This is a genomic window from Salmonella sp. JXY0409-18 (assembly GCF_020268625.1).
GTDB classification, from domain to species: domain Bacteria; phylum Pseudomonadota; class Gammaproteobacteria; order Enterobacterales; family Enterobacteriaceae; genus Salmonella; species Salmonella enterica.
The window spans coordinates 4,278,085-4,297,279 of record NZ_CP084216.1 but is presented as its reverse complement, the minus strand read 5'-3'; the positions used below and the strand labels follow the sequence as shown (position 1 = coordinate 4,297,279).

Genomic DNA, 19,195 nt, shown 5'->3' with positions numbered 1-19,195 from the left:
TAGAGGGCGTATAATCCGAAAGGCGAATAAGCGTTTCGATTTGGATTGCCTCGCGATTGCGGGGTGAAAATGTTTGTAGAATACTTCTGACAGGTTGGTTTATGAGTGCGAATACCGAAGCTCAAGGGAGCGGGCGCGGCCTGGAAGCGATGAAGTGGATAGTTGTTGCCATATTGCTGATCGTCGCAATCGTCGGCAACTACCTCTATCGCGACATGATGCTGCCGCTGCGTGCGCTGGCCGTAGTAATTCTGATTGCTGCAGCGGGTGGTGTCGCGCTGTTGACGACAAAAGGTAAAGCAACCGTTGCTTTTGCCCGTGAAGCGAGAACCGAAGTCCGTAAGGTCATTTGGCCGACTCGCCAGGAAACGCTGCACACCACGCTGATCGTCGCTGCGGTTACCGCAGTTATGTCACTGATCCTGTGGGGACTGGATGGTATTCTGGTTCGCCTGGTATCCTTTATCACTGGCCTGAGGTTCTGAGATGTCTGAAGCACCTAAAAAGCGCTGGTACGTCGTTCAGGCGTTTTCCGGTTTTGAAGGCCGCGTAGCCACATCGCTGCGCGAGCATATCAAATTACACAATATGGAAGAGCTGTTTGGCGAAGTCATGGTGCCGACTGAAGAAGTCGTTGAGATCCGTGGCGGCCAGCGTCGCAAAAGCGAACGCAAATTCTTCCCGGGTTACGTTCTGGTCCAGATGGTCATGAACGACGCAAGCTGGCACCTGGTGCGTAGCGTGCCGCGTGTGATGGGCTTTATCGGCGGTACCTCTGACCGTCCGGCGCCGATCAGCGACAAAGAAGTCGATGCGATCATGAACCGCCTGCAGCAGGTTGGCGATAAGCCGCGGCCGAAAACTCTGTTTGAACCGGGTGAAATGGTTCGTGTTAACGACGGTCCGTTCGCAGACTTTAACGGCGTTGTCGAAGAAGTCGATTATGAGAAGTCTCGCCTGAAAGTGTCTGTTTCTATCTTCGGTCGTGCGACCCCGGTAGAGCTGGACTTCAGCCAGGTTGAGAAAGCGTAAGGCTGCGATCAAAAAAGCAGCGATCTAATCGTTGCATAGGGCGCGAAATTGACATACAATTTCGCGCCTTTTGTTTTTATGGGCCTTATGCCCATAAAGCGATATTTATCACGGGGAGCTTCTTTGAAGCGATACTACCCAATTCGAGGAATTTAGAATGGCTAAGAAAGTACAAGCCTACGTCAAGCTGCAGGTTGCAGCTGGTATGGCGAACCCGAGTCCGCCGGTTGGTCCAGCACTGGGTCAGCAGGGTGTGAACATCATGGAATTCTGCAAAGCGTTCAACGCAAAAACGGATTCCATCGAAAAAGGTCTGCCGATTCCGGTTGTTATTACCGTTTACGCTGACCGTTCTTTCACCTTCGTTACCAAAACGCCTCCGGCAGCTGTTCTGCTGAAAAAAGCGGCTGGTATCAAGTCTGGTTCCGGCAAGCCGAACAAAGACAAAGTAGGTAAAATTTCCCGCGCTCAGCTGCAGGAAATCGCGCAGACCAAAGCTGCCGACATGACCGGTGCCGACATTGAAGCGATGACTCGCTCCATCGAAGGTACTGCACGTTCCATGGGCCTGGTAGTGGAGGACTAAGAAATGGCTAAACTGACCAAGCGTATGCGCGTGATCCGTGAAAAAGTTGATGCGACCAAACAGTACGACATCAACGAAGCTATTGCCCTGCTGAAAGAGCTGGCCACTGCTAAATTCAACGAAAGCGTTGACGTTGCCGTTAACCTCGGCATCGATGCTCGTAAATCTGACCAGAACGTTCGTGGCGCGACTGTACTGCCGCACGGTACTGGCCGTTCTGTTCGCGTTGCCGTATTTACCCAGGGCCCGAACGCTGAAGCAGCTAAAGCTGCTGGCGCTGAGCTGGTAGGTATGGAAGATCTGGCTGACCAGATCAAGAAAGGCGAAATGAACTTCGACGTTGTTATCGCATCCCCGGATGCAATGCGCGTTGTTGGCCAGCTGGGCCAGGTTCTGGGTCCGCGCGGCCTGATGCCAAACCCGAAAGTCGGTACCGTAACGCCGAACGTTGCTGAAGCGGTTAAGAACGCTAAAGCAGGTCAGGTTCGTTACCGTAACGACAAAAACGGCATCATCCACACCACCATCGGTAAAGTGGACTTTGACGCTGACAAACTGAAAGAAAACCTGGAAGCTCTGCTGGTTGCGCTGAAAAAAGCAAAACCGAGCCAGGCGAAAGGCGTGTACATCAAGAAAGTTAGCATCTCCACCACCATGGGTGCTGGCGTTGCCGTTGATCAGGCTGGTCTGAGCGCATCTGCGAACTAAGATTAGTCTTTACGTGGGCGGTGATTTTGTCTACAATCTTACCCCCACGTATTCTGCTAGTTGCAGACGTATATCCGAGATATTCGGGTTGTGGTAAGGCGGCAACTGAGTGAGTCGCCAGGAGCATAGCTAACTATGTGACTGGTGCGAACGAAGGAAGCCAACGCCGCCACAAGCTGAATAGCGGCGGATAGAAAAGATTTGTTCGTTGGAGCCTGGCCTATCCAGGCCTCCGTCGAAGACCGCAGGCGTCTCGCAAGAGGCTTAATCCCCTGCGTAGACGGTGACAGAACGCTAAGATTATTTTTGATACTCTGGCTTGTTTCTGCTCACCGTATTAAGACGCTCTTCTCGTTGAGATGAGTGAAGTGAGTTCCGGAACATGAGTTCCGGCAAACATCCAGGAGCAAAGCTAATGGCTTTAAATCTTCAAGACAAACAAGCGATTGTTGCTGAAGTCAGCGAAGTAGCCAAAGGCGCGCTGTCTGCAGTAGTTGCGGATTCCCGTGGCGTAACTGTAGATAAAATGACTGAACTGCGTAAAGCAGGTCGTGAAGCTGGCGTATACATGCGTGTTGTTCGTAACACCCTGCTGCGTCGCGTCGTTGAAGGTACTCAGTTCGAGTGCCTGAAAGACACGTTTGTTGGTCCGACCCTGATTGCATACTCTATGGAACACCCGGGCGCTGCTGCTCGTCTGTTCAAAGAGTTCGCGAAAGCGAATGCAAAATTTGAGGTCAAAGCTGCAGCCTTTGAAGGTGAGCTGATCCCGGCGTCTCAGATCGACCGCCTGGCAACTCTGCCGACCTACGAAGAAGCAATTGCACGCCTGATGGCAACCATGAAAGAAGCTTCGGCTGGCAAACTGGTTCGCACACTGGCTGCTGTACGCGATGCAAAAGAAGCTGCGTAATCGCAGTTGTCTTTATCAAGCATTTGCTTACGTATAAACTTATTCTGATATTCAGGAACAATTTAAATGTCTATCACTAAAGATCAAATCATTGAAGCAGTATCCGCTATGTCCGTAATGGACGTTGTAGAACTGATTTCTGCAATGGAAGAAAAATTCGGTGTTTCCGCTGCTGCTGCTGTCGCTGTAGCTGCTGGCCCGGCTGAAGCTGCTGAAGAAAAAACTGAATTCGACGTAATTCTGAAAGCTGCTGGCGCTAACAAAGTTGCTGTTATCAAAGCAGTACGTGGCGCAACTGGCCTGGGTCTGAAAGAAGCTAAAGACCTGGTAGAATCTGCTCCGGCCGCTCTGAAAGAAGGCGTGAGCAAAGATGACGCTGAAGCACTGAAAAAATCTCTGGAAGAAGCTGGCGCTGAAGTTGAAGTTAAATAAGCCAACCCTTCCGGTTGCAGCCTGAGAAATCAGGCTGATGGCTGGTGACTTTTTAGTCACCAGCCTTTTTGCGCTGTAAGGCGCCAGTAGCGTTTCACACTGTTTGACTACTGCTGTGCCTTTCAATGCTTGTTTCTATCGACGACTTAATATACTGCGACAGAGCGTACGTTCTGTGTAAATCGCAATGAAATGGTTTAAGCGTGATAGCAACAGGCATTGCGGAAAGTATCCATTTTCCGGTCAACAAAATAGTGTTGCACAAACTGTCCCCCGCAGGACAGATGGGTCGACTTGTCAGCGAGCTGAGGAACCCTATGGTTTACTCCTATACCGAGAAAAAACGTATTCGTAAGGATTTTGGTAAACGTCCACAAGTTCTGGATGTACCTTATCTCCTTTCTATCCAGCTTGACTCGTTTCAGAAGTTTATCGAGCAAGATCCTGAAGGGCAGTACGGCCTGGAAGCAGCCTTCCGTTCCGTGTTCCCGATTCAGAGCTACAGCGGTAATTCCGAGCTGCAGTACGTCAGCTACCGCCTTGGCGAACCGGTGTTTGACGTTCAGGAATGTCAGATCCGTGGCGTGACCTATTCCGCACCGCTGCGCGTAAAACTGCGTCTGGTGATCTACGAGCGCGAAGCGCCGGAAGGCACCGTTAAAGACATTAAAGAACAAGAAGTCTACATGGGCGAAATTCCGCTCATGACCGACAACGGTACCTTTGTTATCAACGGTACTGAGCGTGTTATCGTTTCTCAGCTGCACCGTAGTCCGGGCGTCTTCTTTGACTCCGACAAAGGTAAAACCCACTCTTCGGGTAAAGTGCTGTATAACGCGCGCATCATTCCTTACCGTGGTTCCTGGCTGGACTTCGAATTCGATCCGAAGGACAACCTGTTCGTGCGTATCGACCGTCGCCGTAAACTGCCTGCGACCATCATCCTGCGTGCGCTGAACTACACCACTGAGCAGATCCTTGACCTGTTCTTTGAGAAAGTCGTCTTCGAAATTCGCGACAACAAACTGCAGATGGAGCTGATTCCAGAACGTCTGCGTGGCGAAACCGCGTCGTTCGATATCGAAGCTAACGGCAAAGTGTACGTTGAAAAAGGCCGTCGCATTACCGCGCGTCACATCCGTCAGCTGGAAAAAGACGATATCAAGCATATCGAAGTTCCGGTTGAGTACATCGCAGGTAAAGTCGTCTCTAAAGACTACGTTGACGAATCCACTGGCGAGCTGATCTGCGCGGCGAACATGGAGCTGAGCCTGGATCTGCTGGCTAAGCTGAGCCAGTCCGGCCACAAGCGTATCGAAACGCTGTTTACCAACGATCTGGACCACGGCCCGTACATTTCTGAAACGGTACGCGTCGACCCAACTAACGATCGTTTGAGCGCGCTGGTAGAAATCTATCGCATGATGCGCCCTGGTGAGCCGCCGACTCGTGAAGCGGCTGAAAGCCTGTTTGAGAACCTGTTCTTCTCCGAAGACCGCTATGACCTGTCTGCGGTGGGTCGTATGAAGTTCAACCGTTCTCTGCTGCGCGACGAAATCGAAGGTTCTGGTATCCTGAGCAAAGACGACATCATTGATGTCATGAAGAAGCTCATCGATATCCGTAACGGTAAAGGCGAAGTGGATGATATCGACCACCTCGGCAACCGTCGTATCCGTTCCGTCGGCGAAATGGCGGAAAACCAGTTCCGCGTTGGCCTGGTGCGTGTAGAGCGTGCGGTGAAAGAGCGTCTGTCTCTGGGCGATCTGGATACCCTGATGCCTCAGGATATGATCAACGCCAAGCCGATTTCCGCGGCAGTGAAAGAGTTCTTTGGTTCCAGCCAGCTGTCTCAGTTTATGGACCAGAACAACCCGCTGTCTGAGATTACGCACAAACGTCGTATCTCCGCACTCGGCCCAGGCGGTCTGACCCGCGAACGCGCAGGCTTCGAAGTTCGAGACGTACACCCGACGCACTACGGTCGCGTATGTCCAATCGAAACGCCGGAAGGTCCGAACATCGGTCTGATCAACTCCCTGTCCGTGTACGCACAGACTAACGAATATGGCTTCCTTGAGACGCCGTACCGTCGTGTGGTTGATGGCGTGGTCACTGACGAAATTCATTACCTGTCTGCTATCGAAGAAGGCAACTACGTTATCGCTCAGGCGAACTCCAACCTGGATGACGAAGGCCACTTTGTAGAAGATCTGGTTACCTGCCGTAGCAAAGGCGAATCCAGCTTGTTCAGCCGTGACCAGGTTGACTACATGGACGTTTCCACCCAGCAGGTGGTCTCCGTCGGTGCGTCCCTGATCCCGTTCCTGGAACACGATGACGCCAACCGTGCATTGATGGGTGCGAACATGCAACGTCAGGCGGTTCCGACTCTGCGTGCTGATAAGCCGCTGGTGGGTACCGGTATGGAACGTGCTGTCGCCGTCGACTCCGGTGTTACTGCAGTAGCTAAACGTGGCGGTACTGTTCAGTACGTGGATGCGTCCCGTATCGTTATCAAAGTTAACGAAGACGAGATGTACCCGGGTGAAGCAGGTATCGACATCTATAACCTGACCAAATACACCCGCTCTAACCAGAACACCTGTATCAACCAGATGCCATGTGTGTCTCTGGGCGAGCCGGTTGAACGCGGCGACGTGCTGGCAGACGGTCCGTCCACCGACCTCGGTGAACTGGCGCTCGGTCAGAACATGCGCGTGGCGTTCATGCCGTGGAACGGCTACAACTTCGAAGACTCCATCCTCGTATCCGAGCGTGTTGTCCAGGAAGACCGTTTCACCACCATCCACATTCAGGAACTGGCGTGCGTGTCCCGTGACACCAAGCTGGGGCCGGAAGAGATCACCGCTGATATCCCGAACGTGGGTGAAGCTGCGCTCTCCAAACTGGATGAATCCGGTATCGTTTACATCGGCGCGGAAGTGACCGGCGGTGACATTCTGGTCGGTAAGGTGACGCCGAAAGGTGAAACCCAACTGACGCCGGAAGAGAAACTGCTGCGTGCGATCTTCGGTGAGAAAGCGTCTGACGTTAAAGACTCTTCTCTGCGCGTACCTAACGGTGTCTCCGGTACGGTTATCGACGTTCAGGTCTTTACTCGCGATGGCGTAGAAAAAGACAAACGTGCTTTGGAAATCGAAGAGATGCAGCTCAAGCAGGCGAAAAAAGACCTGTCTGAAGAACTGCAGATCCTCGAAGCGGGCCTGTTTAGCCGTATCCGTGCGGTGCTGGTTTCCGGCGGCGTTGAAGCTGAGAAGCTCGACAAACTGCCGCGCGACCGCTGGCTGGAACTCGGTCTGACCGACGAAGAGAAACAAAATCAGCTGGAACAACTGGCTGAGCAGTATGACGAACTGAAACACGAGTTCGAGAAAAAACTTGAAGCGAAGCGCCGTAAAATCACCCAGGGCGACGATCTGGCGCCGGGCGTGCTGAAGATCGTGAAGGTCTATCTGGCCGTTAAACGCCGTATCCAGCCGGGTGATAAGATGGCAGGTCGTCACGGTAACAAGGGTGTTATCTCTAAGATCAACCCGATCGAAGACATGCCTTACGATGAAAACGGCACGCCGGTAGACATCGTACTGAACCCGCTGGGCGTACCGTCTCGTATGAACATCGGTCAGATTCTGGAAACCCACCTGGGTATGGCTGCGAAAGGTATCGGCGATAAGATCAACGCCATGCTGAAACAGCAGCAGGAAGTCGCGAAACTGCGCGAATTCATCCAGCGTGCCTACGATCTGGGCGCCGACGTTCGTCAGAAAGTCGACCTGAGCACCTTCAGCGATGATGAAGTGCTGCGTCTGGCAGAAAACCTGCGTAAAGGTATGCCGATTGCCACACCAGTGTTTGACGGTGCGAAAGAAGCGGAAATCAAAGAGCTGCTGAAACTGGGCGACCTGCCGACCTCCGGTCAGATCACCCTGTTCGATGGCCGTACGGGTGAACAGTTCGAACGTCCGGTAACCGTCGGTTACATGTACATGCTGAAACTGAACCACCTGGTTGATGACAAGATGCATGCGCGTTCTACCGGTTCTTACAGCCTGGTTACTCAGCAGCCGCTGGGTGGTAAGGCGCAGTTCGGTGGTCAGCGCTTCGGGGAGATGGAAGTGTGGGCGCTGGAAGCTTACGGCGCCGCCTACACCCTGCAGGAAATGCTCACCGTTAAGTCTGATGACGTGAACGGCCGTACTAAGATGTATAAGAACATCGTGGACGGCAACCATCAGATGGAACCGGGTATGCCGGAATCCTTCAACGTTCTGTTGAAAGAGATCCGCTCGCTGGGCATCAACATCGAACTGGAAGACGAGTAATTCTCGCTCAAACAGGTCACTGGTGTCGGGGTAAAACCCGACACCAGATTGTGCTAACTCCGACGGGAGCAAATCCGTGAAAGATTTATTAAAGTTTCTGAAAGCGCAGACTAAAACCGAAGAGTTTGATGCGATCAAAATTGCTCTGGCTTCGCCAGACATGATCCGTTCATGGTCTTTCGGTGAAGTTAAAAAGCCGGAAACCATCAACTACCGTACGTTCAAACCTGAGCGTGACGGCCTTTTCTGCGCCCGTATCTTTGGGCCGGTAAAAGACTACGAGTGCCTGTGCGGTAAGTACAAGCGCCTGAAACACCGTGGTGTTATTTGTGAGAAGTGCGGCGTTGAAGTGACCCAGACCAAAGTACGCCGTGAGCGTATGGGCCACATTGAGCTGGCGTCTCCGACTGCTCACATCTGGTTCCTGAAATCGCTGCCGTCCCGTATCGGTCTGCTGCTCGATATGCCGTTGCGTGATATCGAACGCGTACTGTACTTCGAATCTTATGTGGTTATCGAAGGCGGTATGACCAACCTGGAACGTCAACAGATCCTGACTGAAGAACAGTATCTGGACGCGCTGGAAGAGTTCGGTGACGAATTCGACGCGAAGATGGGTGCGGAAGCTATCCAGGCCCTGCTGAAGAGCATGGATCTGGAGCAAGAGTGTGAAACTCTGCGCGAAGAGCTGAACGAAACCAACTCCGAAACCAAGCGTAAGAAGCTGACCAAGCGTATCAAACTGCTGGAAGCCTTCGTACAGTCTGGCAACAAGCCAGAGTGGATGATCCTGACCGTTCTGCCGGTTCTGCCGCCAGATCTGCGTCCGCTGGTTCCGCTGGATGGTGGTCGTTTCGCCACGTCAGATCTGAACGATCTGTATCGTCGCGTCATTAACCGTAACAACCGTCTGAAGCGTCTGCTGGATCTGGCTGCGCCGGACATCATCGTACGCAACGAAAAACGTATGCTGCAGGAAGCGGTTGACGCCCTGCTGGATAACGGTCGTCGCGGTCGTGCGATCACCGGTTCTAACAAGCGTCCTCTGAAATCTTTGGCCGACATGATCAAAGGTAAACAGGGTCGTTTCCGTCAGAACCTGCTCGGTAAGCGTGTTGACTACTCCGGTCGTTCTGTTATCACCGTAGGTCCATACCTGCGTCTGCACCAGTGCGGTCTGCCGAAGAAAATGGCGCTGGAGCTGTTTAAACCGTTCATCTACGGCAAGCTGGAACTGCGTGGCCTTGCCACCACCATCAAAGCCGCGAAAAAAATGGTTGAGCGCGAAGAAGCTGTCGTTTGGGATATCCTGGACGAAGTGATCCGCGAACACCCGGTACTGCTGAACCGTGCGCCGACTCTGCACCGTCTGGGTATCCAGGCCTTTGAACCGGTTCTGATCGAAGGTAAAGCTATCCAGCTGCACCCGCTGGTCTGTGCGGCATATAACGCCGACTTCGATGGTGACCAGATGGCTGTTCACGTACCGCTGACGCTGGAAGCCCAGCTTGAAGCGCGTGCGCTGATGATGTCTACCAACAACATCCTGTCTCCGGCGAACGGCGAACCTATCATCGTTCCGTCTCAGGACGTGGTATTGGGTCTGTACTACATGACCCGTGACTGTGTTAACGCCAAAGGCGAAGGCATGGTGCTGACTGGCCCGAAAGAAGCTGAGCGTATCTATCGCGCAGGTCTGGCCTCTCTGCATGCGCGCGTTAAAGTGCGTATCACTGAATATGAAAAAGATGAAAACGGCGAATTCGTTGCGCACACCAGCCTGAAAGACACGACCGTTGGTCGCGCCATTCTGTGGATGATCGTACCGAAAGGTCTGCCTTTCTCCATCGTCAACCAGGCGCTGGGCAAGAAAGCGATCTCCAAAATGCTGAACACTTGCTACCGTATTCTGGGTCTGAAACCGACCGTTATTTTTGCGGACCAGACGATGTACACCGGCTTTGCTTATGCAGCGCGTTCAGGTGCGTCCGTTGGTATTGATGACATGGTCATCCCGGAGAAAAAACACGAGATCATCTCTGAGGCGGAAGCTGAAGTTGCCGAGATCCAGGAGCAGTTCCAGTCCGGTCTGGTAACCGCTGGCGAACGCTATAACAAAGTTATCGATATCTGGGCTGCGGCGAACGATCGTGTATCCAAAGCGATGATGGATAACCTGCAAACCGAAACCGTGATTAACCGTGACGGCCAGGAAGAGCAGCAGGTTTCCTTCAACAGCATCTACATGATGGCCGACTCCGGTGCGCGTGGTTCTGCGGCACAGATTCGTCAGCTGGCCGGTATGCGTGGTCTGATGGCGAAGCCGGATGGCTCCATCATCGAAACGCCAATCACTGCGAACTTCCGTGAAGGTCTGAACGTACTCCAGTACTTCATCTCCACGCACGGTGCGCGTAAAGGTCTGGCGGATACCGCACTGAAAACCGCGAACTCCGGTTACCTGACTCGTCGTCTGGTTGACGTCGCGCAGGATCTGGTGGTGACCGAAGATGACTGTGGTACGCACGAAGGTATCCTGATGACCCCGGTTATCGAGGGTGGCGACGTGAAAGAGCCGCTGCGTGACCGCGTTCTGGGCCGTGTGACAGCGGAAGATGTGCTGAAACCGGGTACCGCGGACATTCTGGTTCCACGCAACACGCTGCTGCACGAACAGTGGTGTGACCTGCTGGAAGCAAACTCCGTTGACGCCGTTAAAGTGCGTTCCGTTGTATCCTGCGACACCGACTTTGGTGTATGTGCGCACTGCTATGGTCGTGACCTGGCGCGTGGCCACATCATCAACAAAGGTGAAGCTATCGGCGTTATCGCGGCACAGTCCATCGGTGAACCGGGTACACAGCTGACGATGCGTACGTTCCACATCGGTGGTGCGGCATCGCGTGCGGCTGCTGAATCCAGCATCCAGGTGAAAAATAAAGGTAGCATCAAGCTCAGCAACGTGAAGTCGGTTGTGAACTCCAGCGGTAAACTGGTTATCACTTCTCGTAACACCGAACTGAAGCTGATCGACGAATTCGGTCGTACCAAAGAGAGCTATAAAGTACCTTATGGCGCTGTCATGGCGAAAGGTGATGGCGAGCAGGTTGCCGGCGGCGAAACCGTGGCAAACTGGGACCCGCACACCATGCCGGTTATCACCGAAGTGAGTGGTTTCATCCGCTTCACTGACATGATCGACGGTCAGACCATTACGCGTCAGACCGACGAACTGACCGGTTTGTCTTCGCTGGTGGTTCTGGATTCGGCTGAACGTACTACTGGTGGTAAGGATCTGCGTCCGGCGCTGAAAATCGTTGATGCTCAGGGTAATGACGTGCTGATCCCCGGTACCGATATGCCTGCGCAGTACTTCCTGCCGGGTAAAGCGATTGTACAGCTGGAAGATGGCGTACAGATCAGTTCTGGTGACACCCTGGCGCGTATTCCGCAGGAATCCGGCGGTACCAAGGATATCACCGGTGGTCTGCCGCGCGTTGCGGACCTGTTCGAAGCGCGTCGTCCGAAAGAGCCGGCAATCCTTGCTGAAATCGCAGGTATCGTTTCCTTCGGTAAAGAAACCAAAGGCAAACGTCGTCTGGTGATTACGCCGGTTGATGGTAGTGACCCGTACGAAGAGATGATTCCGAAATGGCGTCAGCTCAACGTGTTCGAAGGGGAACGTGTAGAACGTGGTGATGTGATTTCCGATGGTCCGGAAGCGCCGCACGACATTCTGCGTCTGCGTGGCGTTCATGCTGTGACGCGTTACATTGTTAACGAAGTTCAGGATGTATACCGTCTGCAGGGCGTTAAGATTAACGATAAACACATCGAAGTTATCGTTCGTCAGATGCTGCGTAAAGCGACCATCGAAAGCGCCGGTAGTTCCGACTTCCTGGAAGGCGAACAGGTTGAATACTCTCGCGTCAAGATCGCTAATCGCGAGCTGGAAGCGAACGGCAAAGTGGGGGCTACCTTCTCCCGCGATCTGCTGGGTATCACCAAAGCGTCTCTGGCAACCGAATCGTTCATCTCTGCCGCATCGTTCCAGGAGACCACGCGTGTCCTGACCGAAGCAGCCGTTGCGGGCAAACGCGACGAACTGCGCGGCCTGAAAGAGAACGTTATCGTGGGTCGTCTGATTCCGGCCGGTACCGGTTATGCGTACCACCAGGATCGTATGCGCCGTCGCGCCGCAGGCGAGCAGCCAGCAGCACCGCAGGTCACTGCGGAAGATGCATCTGCCAGCCTGGCAGAACTGCTGAACGCAGGTCTGGGCGGTTCTGATAACGAGTAATCGTTAAATGGTGGAGGGGTATTTGTCCCTCCACCAGCTTCATGCTGGATACCGAATCCCGGGTCGCTTGTCTACAAGGAAAGAAAATGCCAGCGATTATTTCATTAATCTATTTAATGTTTAGTCTTTTGGTATTTACAAAAAAGATAACCATTTCAAACGTTCTGTCCGCTTTTTTATTGTTTCTATCGTTATATATACTTCACCATAAATCATTACTTATATTTATTTATTGTCTTATTATTATTGTCGCCACCGTTATTCTTCATCGAGTCAAAATCAGCGCGGATAAAAAAGCCGTATTTTATTTTTCAATGCCATGCTGGCTCTTGATTTTATCTGTAATTATAAATTTAATGAATAAATAAATTATTTTTTATGACTCTTGTTTCTCGTATTATTGGTGAAAACTCACTATCACTGGTTATATGAATAAATTGTCCAGTTTTTGCATTATATTTTGCCATCGCACAGGGAAGACTATTACCGCCGTTAGCCATAACAAATTTTGCTTTTGTATTACGATAAAGATTGACGCCAGGAATGGGGTTTTGACCGAATGTATAAGGCGTTGGGACACTTACATTATGTTTGTTTGAGAACCACTTTGCTAAAATCCCGCCAACGCCATCAACCGGCATAATAAAAGTAGAGAATCCACAATACTCAAAATTGAATTTTTTACCATTGGGTTTGTTTTTTTCTGTAACATTAAATCCAAATGTGACTTTAAATTTATCCCATAAATCTAAGTTATTAAAGTCTATTGGCTCGCCATTATAAAATGCCTGCTGTTCATACATTAAATGATAAACCTGTTTTATTGGTTGTTTACGCGGGACATTTTAAATTATTAAATGGAGTATTTAATTCCATTAAGGTCTTTAGGCCGAAAAAACACACAGACGACTTTATAATCGGATAACGCACCAATCCCAGATGTCCGAGGATGTAGTGCGTATAGGTAAAATGATATGTATTATCTCAGACCTGATCTGACAGTTACCGGTTATTTATACAGATATCTGTCAGATTACATCTGGCTTAAATTTTCCTCAGCCCAGATGCGTTTTCCATCAAGTAACGTTACCATCGGCGTCCGGCCGCAACACATTTTTCCCTGATGGGTTCGCCCCTGATTCCCGTTGTTCTGGGGCATCATTTTATGGACAAAAACGATCAGCAGACACGGTTGGAAGAGGGGGGCGCCAGCGAAATTACAGTCAGGAACGCTGCCCAAAAACTTCAAGTTCACCGCTATTTCGATAATCCAGTGGCCAGCCCTCGGTCGTCAATTACTGATGAAGGGGAGAAGGCTGGGCAAAAATGAGGAAGGGATACTTTGCCCTGGTCAGCTTCTGTTGCTGACGATGACAAAATAAAAAAACGGGAGGTCGATAACAATCTCCCGTTTTTCACATTACGTACTCGCTTGTGAAATACTAATGCGTTTACATACGGGTTCACCGCATTTGCGAAGTGCGCCCCAGCCAACTGTCCCAGTCTTTCCAGACGGGCTGTAACCCTTGCGCGCTTAACGCGCTTGCTACGGCTTCAGGCCGACGGGCATCGTGGGGAGAAAACTGCTCAAGTTCCGGATGATCGTCAGCGTAGCCACCGGGCTGGGTTTTCGAGAAGGCGCTAACGTTGTTGATCGCCAACGGGATCACGTTATCGCGAAACCACGGCGATTCGCGGGTGGAGAGTGATAATTCAATTTCCGGCGCCAATAACCGGAAAGCGCAAATCGTTTGCACCAGTTGCTTTTCATCCATCACAGATGCGGGTTCCACACCGCCAGTACACGGACGCAGACGCGGGAAGGAAACAGAATAGCGACTCTGCCAGTAGTGTTTCTGCATCCACAACAGATGCTCCGCCACCATATAGCAGTCCACCCGCCAACTGTCAGAAAGCCCAATCAGCGCGCCAAGACCGATTTTGTCGATACCTGCCCGGCCTAACCGATCCGGCGTTTCCAGCCGCCAGAAAAAGTCCTGTTTCTTTCCCTTCAGGTGATGCTGTGCATAGATTGCCTCATGGTAAGTTTCCTGATAAACCATCACGCCATCGATCCCCAGCGTTTTGAGCTCCGCATAGTTTTCTTGCGACAAGGGCTGGACTTCCATCTGTAATGATGAAAATTGGCGGCGAATAGCCGGTAAATGACGACGGAAATAGTCCATGCCCACTTTGCTCTGGTGTTCGCCGGTGACCAACAGCAGATGCTCAAAGCCCAGTTTACGGATAGCATCGCACTCCCTTTGAATATCCACCTCATCCAGCGTTTTACGCTTAATGCGGTTGCTCATCGAAAAACCGCAGTAGGTACAGTCGTTGGCGCACAGGTTTGAGAGATAAAGCGGCACGTAGAAACTGACGGTGTTGCCAAAGCGTTGTCGGGTCAGCCTTTGTGCCCGCTGCGCCATCGGTTCCAGATAATCGGCGGCGGCGGGGGAGAGTAATGCCATCAGATCGTCCCGGCTAAGCTGTGGAGTGTTAAGCGCACATTCCACGTCAGTGGCGGTTTTACCGTTGATGCGCAGGCGAATATCGTCCCACTCCAGTTGCCGCCAGCGATCGGTGAAGGTTTTCATGCTAACGCCTCCAGAAATCCGGTGAGCGGGCTGGTGGCGCTGGCGTAGGGGCTACGATTACCCGGCACAGCCTGGCGCGCCAGTACTCCCGCTTCTACAGCCAGGCGGAAAGCGGTTGCCATCATCACCGGGTCATCCGCCACGGCAATTGCGGTGTTGACCAGTACCGCATCTGCGCCCATTTCCAGCGCCTGCGTCGCGTGGCTGGGGACGCCGATCCCGGCGTCGACCACCACCGGTACGGTGGACTGCTGGATAATAATCTCCAGCATCGCTTTGGTTTCCAGCCCCTGATTCGAACCGATAGGCGCGCCAAGCGGCATCACCGCCGCGCAGCCGACCTCTTCCAGCCGCTTGCACAACACCGGATCCGCGCCGCAGTAGGGCAGCACCACAAAACCCTGCTTCACCAGCGCCTCGGCGGCTTTTAGCGTTTCAATCGGGTCCGGCAATAGCCAGCGGGCGTCCGGGTGGATTTCTAATTTCAGCCAGTGGGTACCCAGCGCTTCACGCGCCAGTTGGGCGGCGAAAATCGCCTCTTCGGCAGTTTTCGCCCCTGAAGTATTGGGCAGCAGCGTGACGCCCGCTTCAATGAGCGGCATGAGGATAGCGTCGTTGTGCTGACGTAAATCCACGCGCTTCATCGCCAGCGTCACCAACTGGCTGCCGGAGGCGCGAATCGCCTCGACCATCAGCTGCGACGAAGCAAATTTTCCGGTGCCGGTGAACAGATGTGAATTAAACGTTTTGTCGGCAATACGTAACATCTCAACCTCCTGCTATAACGTGAAAAAGCAGGATCTGGTCGCCTTCCTGCACGATATGTTGCCGCCATTGCTCGCGTGGCAGGATCTGCTGATTGAGCGCCAGCGCCGCGCCCGGTTTAAGCTGATTAAGCGCAGCAAGCAGCTCATTGACGGTTTGCCCTGCGGCGCACTGCATCGGTTCATCATTGAAATGAATCTGCATGTTGCCCTCCGCAGACCGGACAGCCGCTGGCACGACGCAGCGCCAGGCTGCGCCACTGGCTGGTTTTACCGTCAAACAGGCGTAGCTCGCCACTCGGCGTTTCCATCCCGCTGAGTAATTTGATTGCCTCCAGCGCCTGCAAAGTGCCCATCACGCCAACAACCGGTCCGACGATACCGGCGGTACGGCAGTTGCGTTCAGGCTCGACATCGTCCGGCCACAGGCAGCGGTAACAGCCTTGTTCCCACGGTGGTGTGAGGACCATTAGCTGGCCGCCAAAGCCGACGGCGCTGGCGGAAATTAACGGAGTGTTGAGCGCCACGCAGGCGGCGTTAATTTCCTGGCGCGTGGCCATGTTGTCGGTACAGTCGAGCACTACGTCGGCACGCGCGACCGCATGTCGGAGCGCCTCGCCTTGCAGCCGCTGTTGGAGCGACACCAGTTCGATATCCGGGTTGAGCCGTGTCAGGCGCTGCCGGGCAACCTGAGATTTTGAACCTGCGATATCATCGGTGGTAAATAGAATCTGGCGCTGCAAATTGCTCAGATGAATGTCGTCATCGTCTACCAGCGTCAGTTTGCCGATGCCTGCTCCCGTCAGATACAGCGCGGCGGGTGAACCCAACCCGCCTAAACCCACGATCAGGACATGACTCGCGAGCAACTTTTGCTGGCCTTCAATGGCTATATCGCCGAGCAGGATCTGGCGGCTATAACGCATAAAGTCACGGTCATTCATCGCCAACTCCCGCAATATCCAGTAACTGCGCGGTAGCGGCGCGCCAGTCGGCGGCCTGAGTAATGGCGCTGACCACGGCAATACTGCCGACGCCGGTCGCCAGCACCGACGGGGCGCGTTCAAGGCTGATGCCGCCGATCGCGACGGTCGGGTAATCCGCCAGTCGTTCAATATGACTGGCCAGCTGCGCCAGCCCCTGCGGGGCGGAAGGCATCTGCTTGGTTTGCGTGGGGAAGACATGACCCAGCGCGATATAAGAAGGCTTAGCGGCGAGCGCGATGTCTATCTCCATATCATCGTGAGTCGATACGCCCAGGCGTAGCCCCGCCGCCTGAATCGCCTCCAGGTCGGTGGTTTCCAGGTCTTCCTGGCCCAGATGCACGCCGTAAGCGCGGTGCTTAATTGCCAGACGCCAGTAATCGTTGATGAACAGCCGGGCGTCATAACGACGCCCCAGTGCGATGGCGGCGATAATGTCCGCTTCCACCTCTTCATCGCGTTTATCTTTGATACGCAACTGGATCGTGCGCACGCCCGCCTCCAGCAGGCGTTCAATCCATTGCACGCTGTCCACCACCGGGTAAAGCCCGAGGCGAAACGGTACGGTCGGGAAATCAGGCTGATACATCAGACTTCCTCCCGCTTGAGATAGATTTCGCCGCCTTTGGCGCGGAAGTTTTCCGACATATCCGCCATCCCGACTTCAATAGTTTGCGCGGCGGCGTAATCACGAACTTCCTGGCTGATTTTCATTGAGCAGAATTTCGGCCCGCACATCGAGCAAAAGTGCGCCACTTTGCCGGACTCCTGTGGCAGGGTTTCATCGTGCCAGGCGCGGGCGGTGAACGGGTCGAGCGCGAGGTTAAACTGATCCTCCCAGCGGAATTCAAAGCGCGCTTTCGACATCGCGTTATCGCGAATCTGCGCGCCCGGATGCCCTTTGGCTAAGTCAGCGGCGTGGGCGGCGATCTTGTAGGTGATCAGCCCCTGCTTCACATCTTCTTTGTTCGGCAGGCCGAGATGCTCTTTCGGCGTCACGTAACACAGCATCGCACAGCCGAACCAGCCGATCATCGCCGCGCCAATGCCGGAGGTGAAGTGGTCATAGCCCGGCGCGATATCGGTAGTCAGCGGCCCTAAGGTGTAGAACGGCGCTTCATGGCAGTGCTCCAGCTCTTCGGTCATGTTGCGCTGAATCATATGCATCGGCACGTGGCCCGGGCCTTCAATCATCACCTGCACGTCGTATTCCCAGGCGATTTTGGTCAGCTCGCCCAGCGTATGCAGCTCGGAGAACTGCGCTTCGTCGTTCGCGTCCTGAATCGATCCCGGTCGCAGGCCGTCGCCCAGCGACAGGGAAACGTCGTAGGCGGCGCAGATTTCGCAAATCTCGCGGAAATGTTCGAACAGGAAGTTCTCTTTGTGATGGGAGAGACACCACTTCGCCATGATCGAACCGCCGCGCGAGACAATGCCGGTCAGGCGCTTGGCGGTCATCGGCACGTAACGCAGCAGCACGCCCGCGTGAATGGTGAAGTAGTCGACGCCCTGTTCGGCCTGCTCCAGCAGCGTGTCGCGGAAGGCTTCCCAGGTAAGATCCTCGGCGATCCCGTTGACCTTTTCCAGCGCCTGGTAGATCGGCACCGTGCCGATTGGTACTGGGCTATTACGCAGGATCCACTCACGGGTTTCGTGAATATAGCGCCCGGTGGAAAGGTCCATTACCGTATCCGCCCCCCAGCGCGTCGCCCACACCAGTTTTTCCACCTCTTCTTCGATAGAGGAGGTCACCGCCGAGTTGCCGATATTGGCGTTGACCTTCACCAGGAAGTTGCGGCCAATAATCATCGGCTCCGATTCCGGGTGGTTGATGTTGGCGGGGATGATGGCGCGTCCGGCGGCGACTTCATCACGCACGAATTCCGGGGTGATGTTTTCCGGCAGGCGTGCGCCAAAGCTCATCCCCGGATGCTGGTGGCGCAGTACTTCACTGCGAATGCGCTCGCGGCCCATATTTTCACGGATGGCGATGAACTCCATTTCGGGAGTGACGATCCCGTTGCGGGCGTAGTGTAACTGGGTGACGCGCTTGCCCGCTTTAGCGCGTTTTGGCGTCAGCAGGCCGGTAAAACGCAGATCGTCCAGGCCATCGTCGGCCAGACGTTCTCTGGTATAAGCCGAGCTACGGTCGTCTAATTCTTCGCTATCGTTACGTGCGTCAATCCATGGCTGGCGCAGTTTCGCCAGACCCTGCTGGACGTTAATCGCCACCTCAGGATCGCCATAGGGGCCGGAGGTGTCGTACACCGGCACGGCTTCGTTCTCTTCAAACTGCGGGTTGTCTTTGCTGCCGCCGATGAGCGTTGGGCTAAGTTGAATTTCGCGCATCGGTACGCGAATATCATGCTGCGAACCGGTCACGTAGATGCGTTTCGAGTTGGGAAATGCGGTGCCTTCCAGCGTATCGATAAAATGCTGGGCTTTAGCGCGCTGCTCGCGGCGGGTTAACGTTGTTGTAGACATAGCTCATTCCAAAAAATTAAGGACGTGGCTTGTCAGACGACGGATGGAGT

At 53.6% G+C, this 19,195-nt stretch carries 15 protein-coding genes and 3 pseudogenes; 10 read left to right on the top strand and 8 right to left on the bottom strand.

Translation table 11 applies throughout. The features are described from left to right. Positions 1-101 precede the first annotated feature (101 nt). The 9 genes from secE (at position 102) to LDB27_RS20800 (ending at position 12,685) form a co-directional block, all read left to right on the top strand. Complete coding sequence (secE, locus tag LDB27_RS20840) at positions 102-485, top strand: preprotein translocase subunit SecE (RefSeq protein ID WP_001275691.1); 384 nt, start codon at positions 102-104, stop codon at positions 483-485. 1 nt (position 486) lies between these two features. Next, entirely contained in the window at positions 487-1,032 is a 546-nt protein-coding gene (nusG, locus tag LDB27_RS20835) for a transcription termination/antitermination protein NusG (protein WP_001287521.1), read from the top strand. Between the two features lie 157 nt (positions 1,033-1,189). Then, positions 1,190-1,618, top strand: a complete 429-nt coding sequence (gene rplK / locus LDB27_RS20830; protein WP_001085926.1) for a 50S ribosomal protein L11 — start codon at positions 1,190-1,192, stop codon at positions 1,616-1,618. 3 nt (positions 1,619-1,621) lie between these two features. Beyond that, complete coding sequence (gene rplA / locus LDB27_RS20825; protein ID WP_001096676.1) at positions 1,622-2,326, top strand: 50S ribosomal protein L1; 705 nt, start codon at positions 1,622-1,624, stop codon at positions 2,324-2,326. A 415-nt stretch (positions 2,327-2,741) separates the two neighbouring features. After that, positions 2,742-3,239, top strand: coding sequence for a 50S ribosomal protein L10 (gene rplJ / locus LDB27_RS20820; RefSeq protein ID WP_001207203.1), 498 nt, complete (start codon positions 2,742-2,744; stop codon positions 3,237-3,239). Positions 3,240-3,305: 66 nt separating this feature from the next. Further along, complete coding sequence (rplL, locus tag LDB27_RS20815; RefSeq protein ID WP_000028882.1) at positions 3,306-3,671, top strand: 50S ribosomal protein L7/L12; 366 nt, start codon at positions 3,306-3,308, stop codon at positions 3,669-3,671. A gap of 317 nt (positions 3,672-3,988) precedes the next feature. After that, entirely contained in the window at positions 3,989-8,017 is a 4,029-nt protein-coding gene (gene rpoB / locus LDB27_RS20810) for a DNA-directed RNA polymerase subunit beta (protein WP_000263105.1), read from the top strand. A 76-nt stretch (positions 8,018-8,093) separates the two neighbouring features. Then, positions 8,094-12,317 (top strand): DNA-directed RNA polymerase subunit beta', encoded by a 4,224-nt coding sequence (rpoC, locus tag LDB27_RS20805; protein ID WP_000653963.1) that lies wholly within the window; start codon positions 8,094-8,096, stop codon positions 12,315-12,317. A 41-nt stretch (positions 12,318-12,358) separates the two neighbouring features. Beyond that, on the top strand, positions 12,359-12,685 hold the full coding sequence (locus LDB27_RS20800) for a hypothetical protein (RefSeq protein ID WP_077905316.1): 327 nt from the start codon (positions 12,359-12,361) through the stop codon (positions 12,683-12,685). On the opposite strand, the pseudogene LDB27_RS20795 reads toward LDB27_RS20800, so the two are convergent. Both LDB27_RS20795 and LDB27_RS24010 read right to left on the bottom strand, forming a co-directional pair. After that, positions 12,671-13,029: pseudogene (locus tag LDB27_RS20795) on the bottom strand (cytoplasmic protein). The gene LDB27_RS20800 and the pseudogene LDB27_RS20795 sit on opposite strands and share 15 nt — an antisense overlap. Before the next feature lie 321 nt (positions 13,030-13,350). Beyond that, a pseudogene (locus LDB27_RS24010) lies at positions 13,351-13,458 on the bottom strand (IS481 family transposase); the annotation flags it as partial. Here LDB27_RS24010 and LDB27_RS20790 point away from each other — a divergent pair. After that, a pseudogene (locus tag LDB27_RS20790) lies at positions 13,441-13,627 on the top strand (hypothetical protein); the annotation flags it as partial. The pseudogenes LDB27_RS24010 and LDB27_RS20790 sit on opposite strands and share 18 nt — an antisense overlap. Before the next feature lie 153 nt (positions 13,628-13,780). Here the strand turns inward: LDB27_RS20790 and thiH are convergent. Genes thiH through thiC form a run of 6 tightly spaced genes read right to left on the bottom strand, consistent with a single transcriptional unit; the run spans position 13,781 to position 19,145 of the window. Next, complete coding sequence (gene thiH, locus LDB27_RS20785) at positions 13,781-14,914, bottom strand: 2-iminoacetate synthase ThiH (RefSeq protein WP_000847574.1); 1,134 nt, start codon at positions 14,912-14,914, stop codon at positions 13,781-13,783. After that, a complete protein-coding gene (gene thiG / locus LDB27_RS20780; protein ID WP_000944125.1) occupies positions 14,911-15,681 on the bottom strand; it encodes a thiazole synthase in 771 nt (256 codons plus the stop codon). Before thiG ends, thiH begins: the two co-directional genes overlap by 4 nt. Before the next feature lies 1 nt (position 15,682). Continuing rightward, positions 15,683-15,883 carry a sulfur carrier protein ThiS gene (thiS, locus tag LDB27_RS20775; protein WP_001165560.1) on the bottom strand — a complete coding sequence of 67 codons (201 nt, stop codon included), beginning with the start codon at positions 15,881-15,883 and terminating at the stop codon, positions 15,683-15,685. Further along, positions 15,864-16,622, bottom strand: a complete 759-nt coding sequence (locus LDB27_RS20770) for a HesA/MoeB/ThiF family protein (protein WP_000999765.1) — start codon at positions 16,620-16,622, stop codon at positions 15,864-15,866. Before LDB27_RS20770 ends, thiS begins: the two co-directional genes overlap by 20 nt. Continuing rightward, on the bottom strand, positions 16,615-17,250 hold the full coding sequence (gene thiE, locus LDB27_RS20765; protein ID WP_000284649.1) for a thiamine phosphate synthase: 636 nt from the start codon (positions 17,248-17,250) through the stop codon (positions 16,615-16,617). Before thiE ends, LDB27_RS20770 begins: the two co-directional genes overlap by 8 nt. Then, positions 17,250-19,145, bottom strand: coding sequence for a phosphomethylpyrimidine synthase ThiC (gene thiC, locus LDB27_RS20760; RefSeq protein ID WP_000108416.1), 1,896 nt, complete (start codon positions 19,143-19,145; stop codon positions 17,250-17,252). The genes thiE and thiC overlap by 1 nt, the downstream gene beginning before the upstream one ends. Positions 19,146-19,195 lie beyond the last annotated feature (50 nt).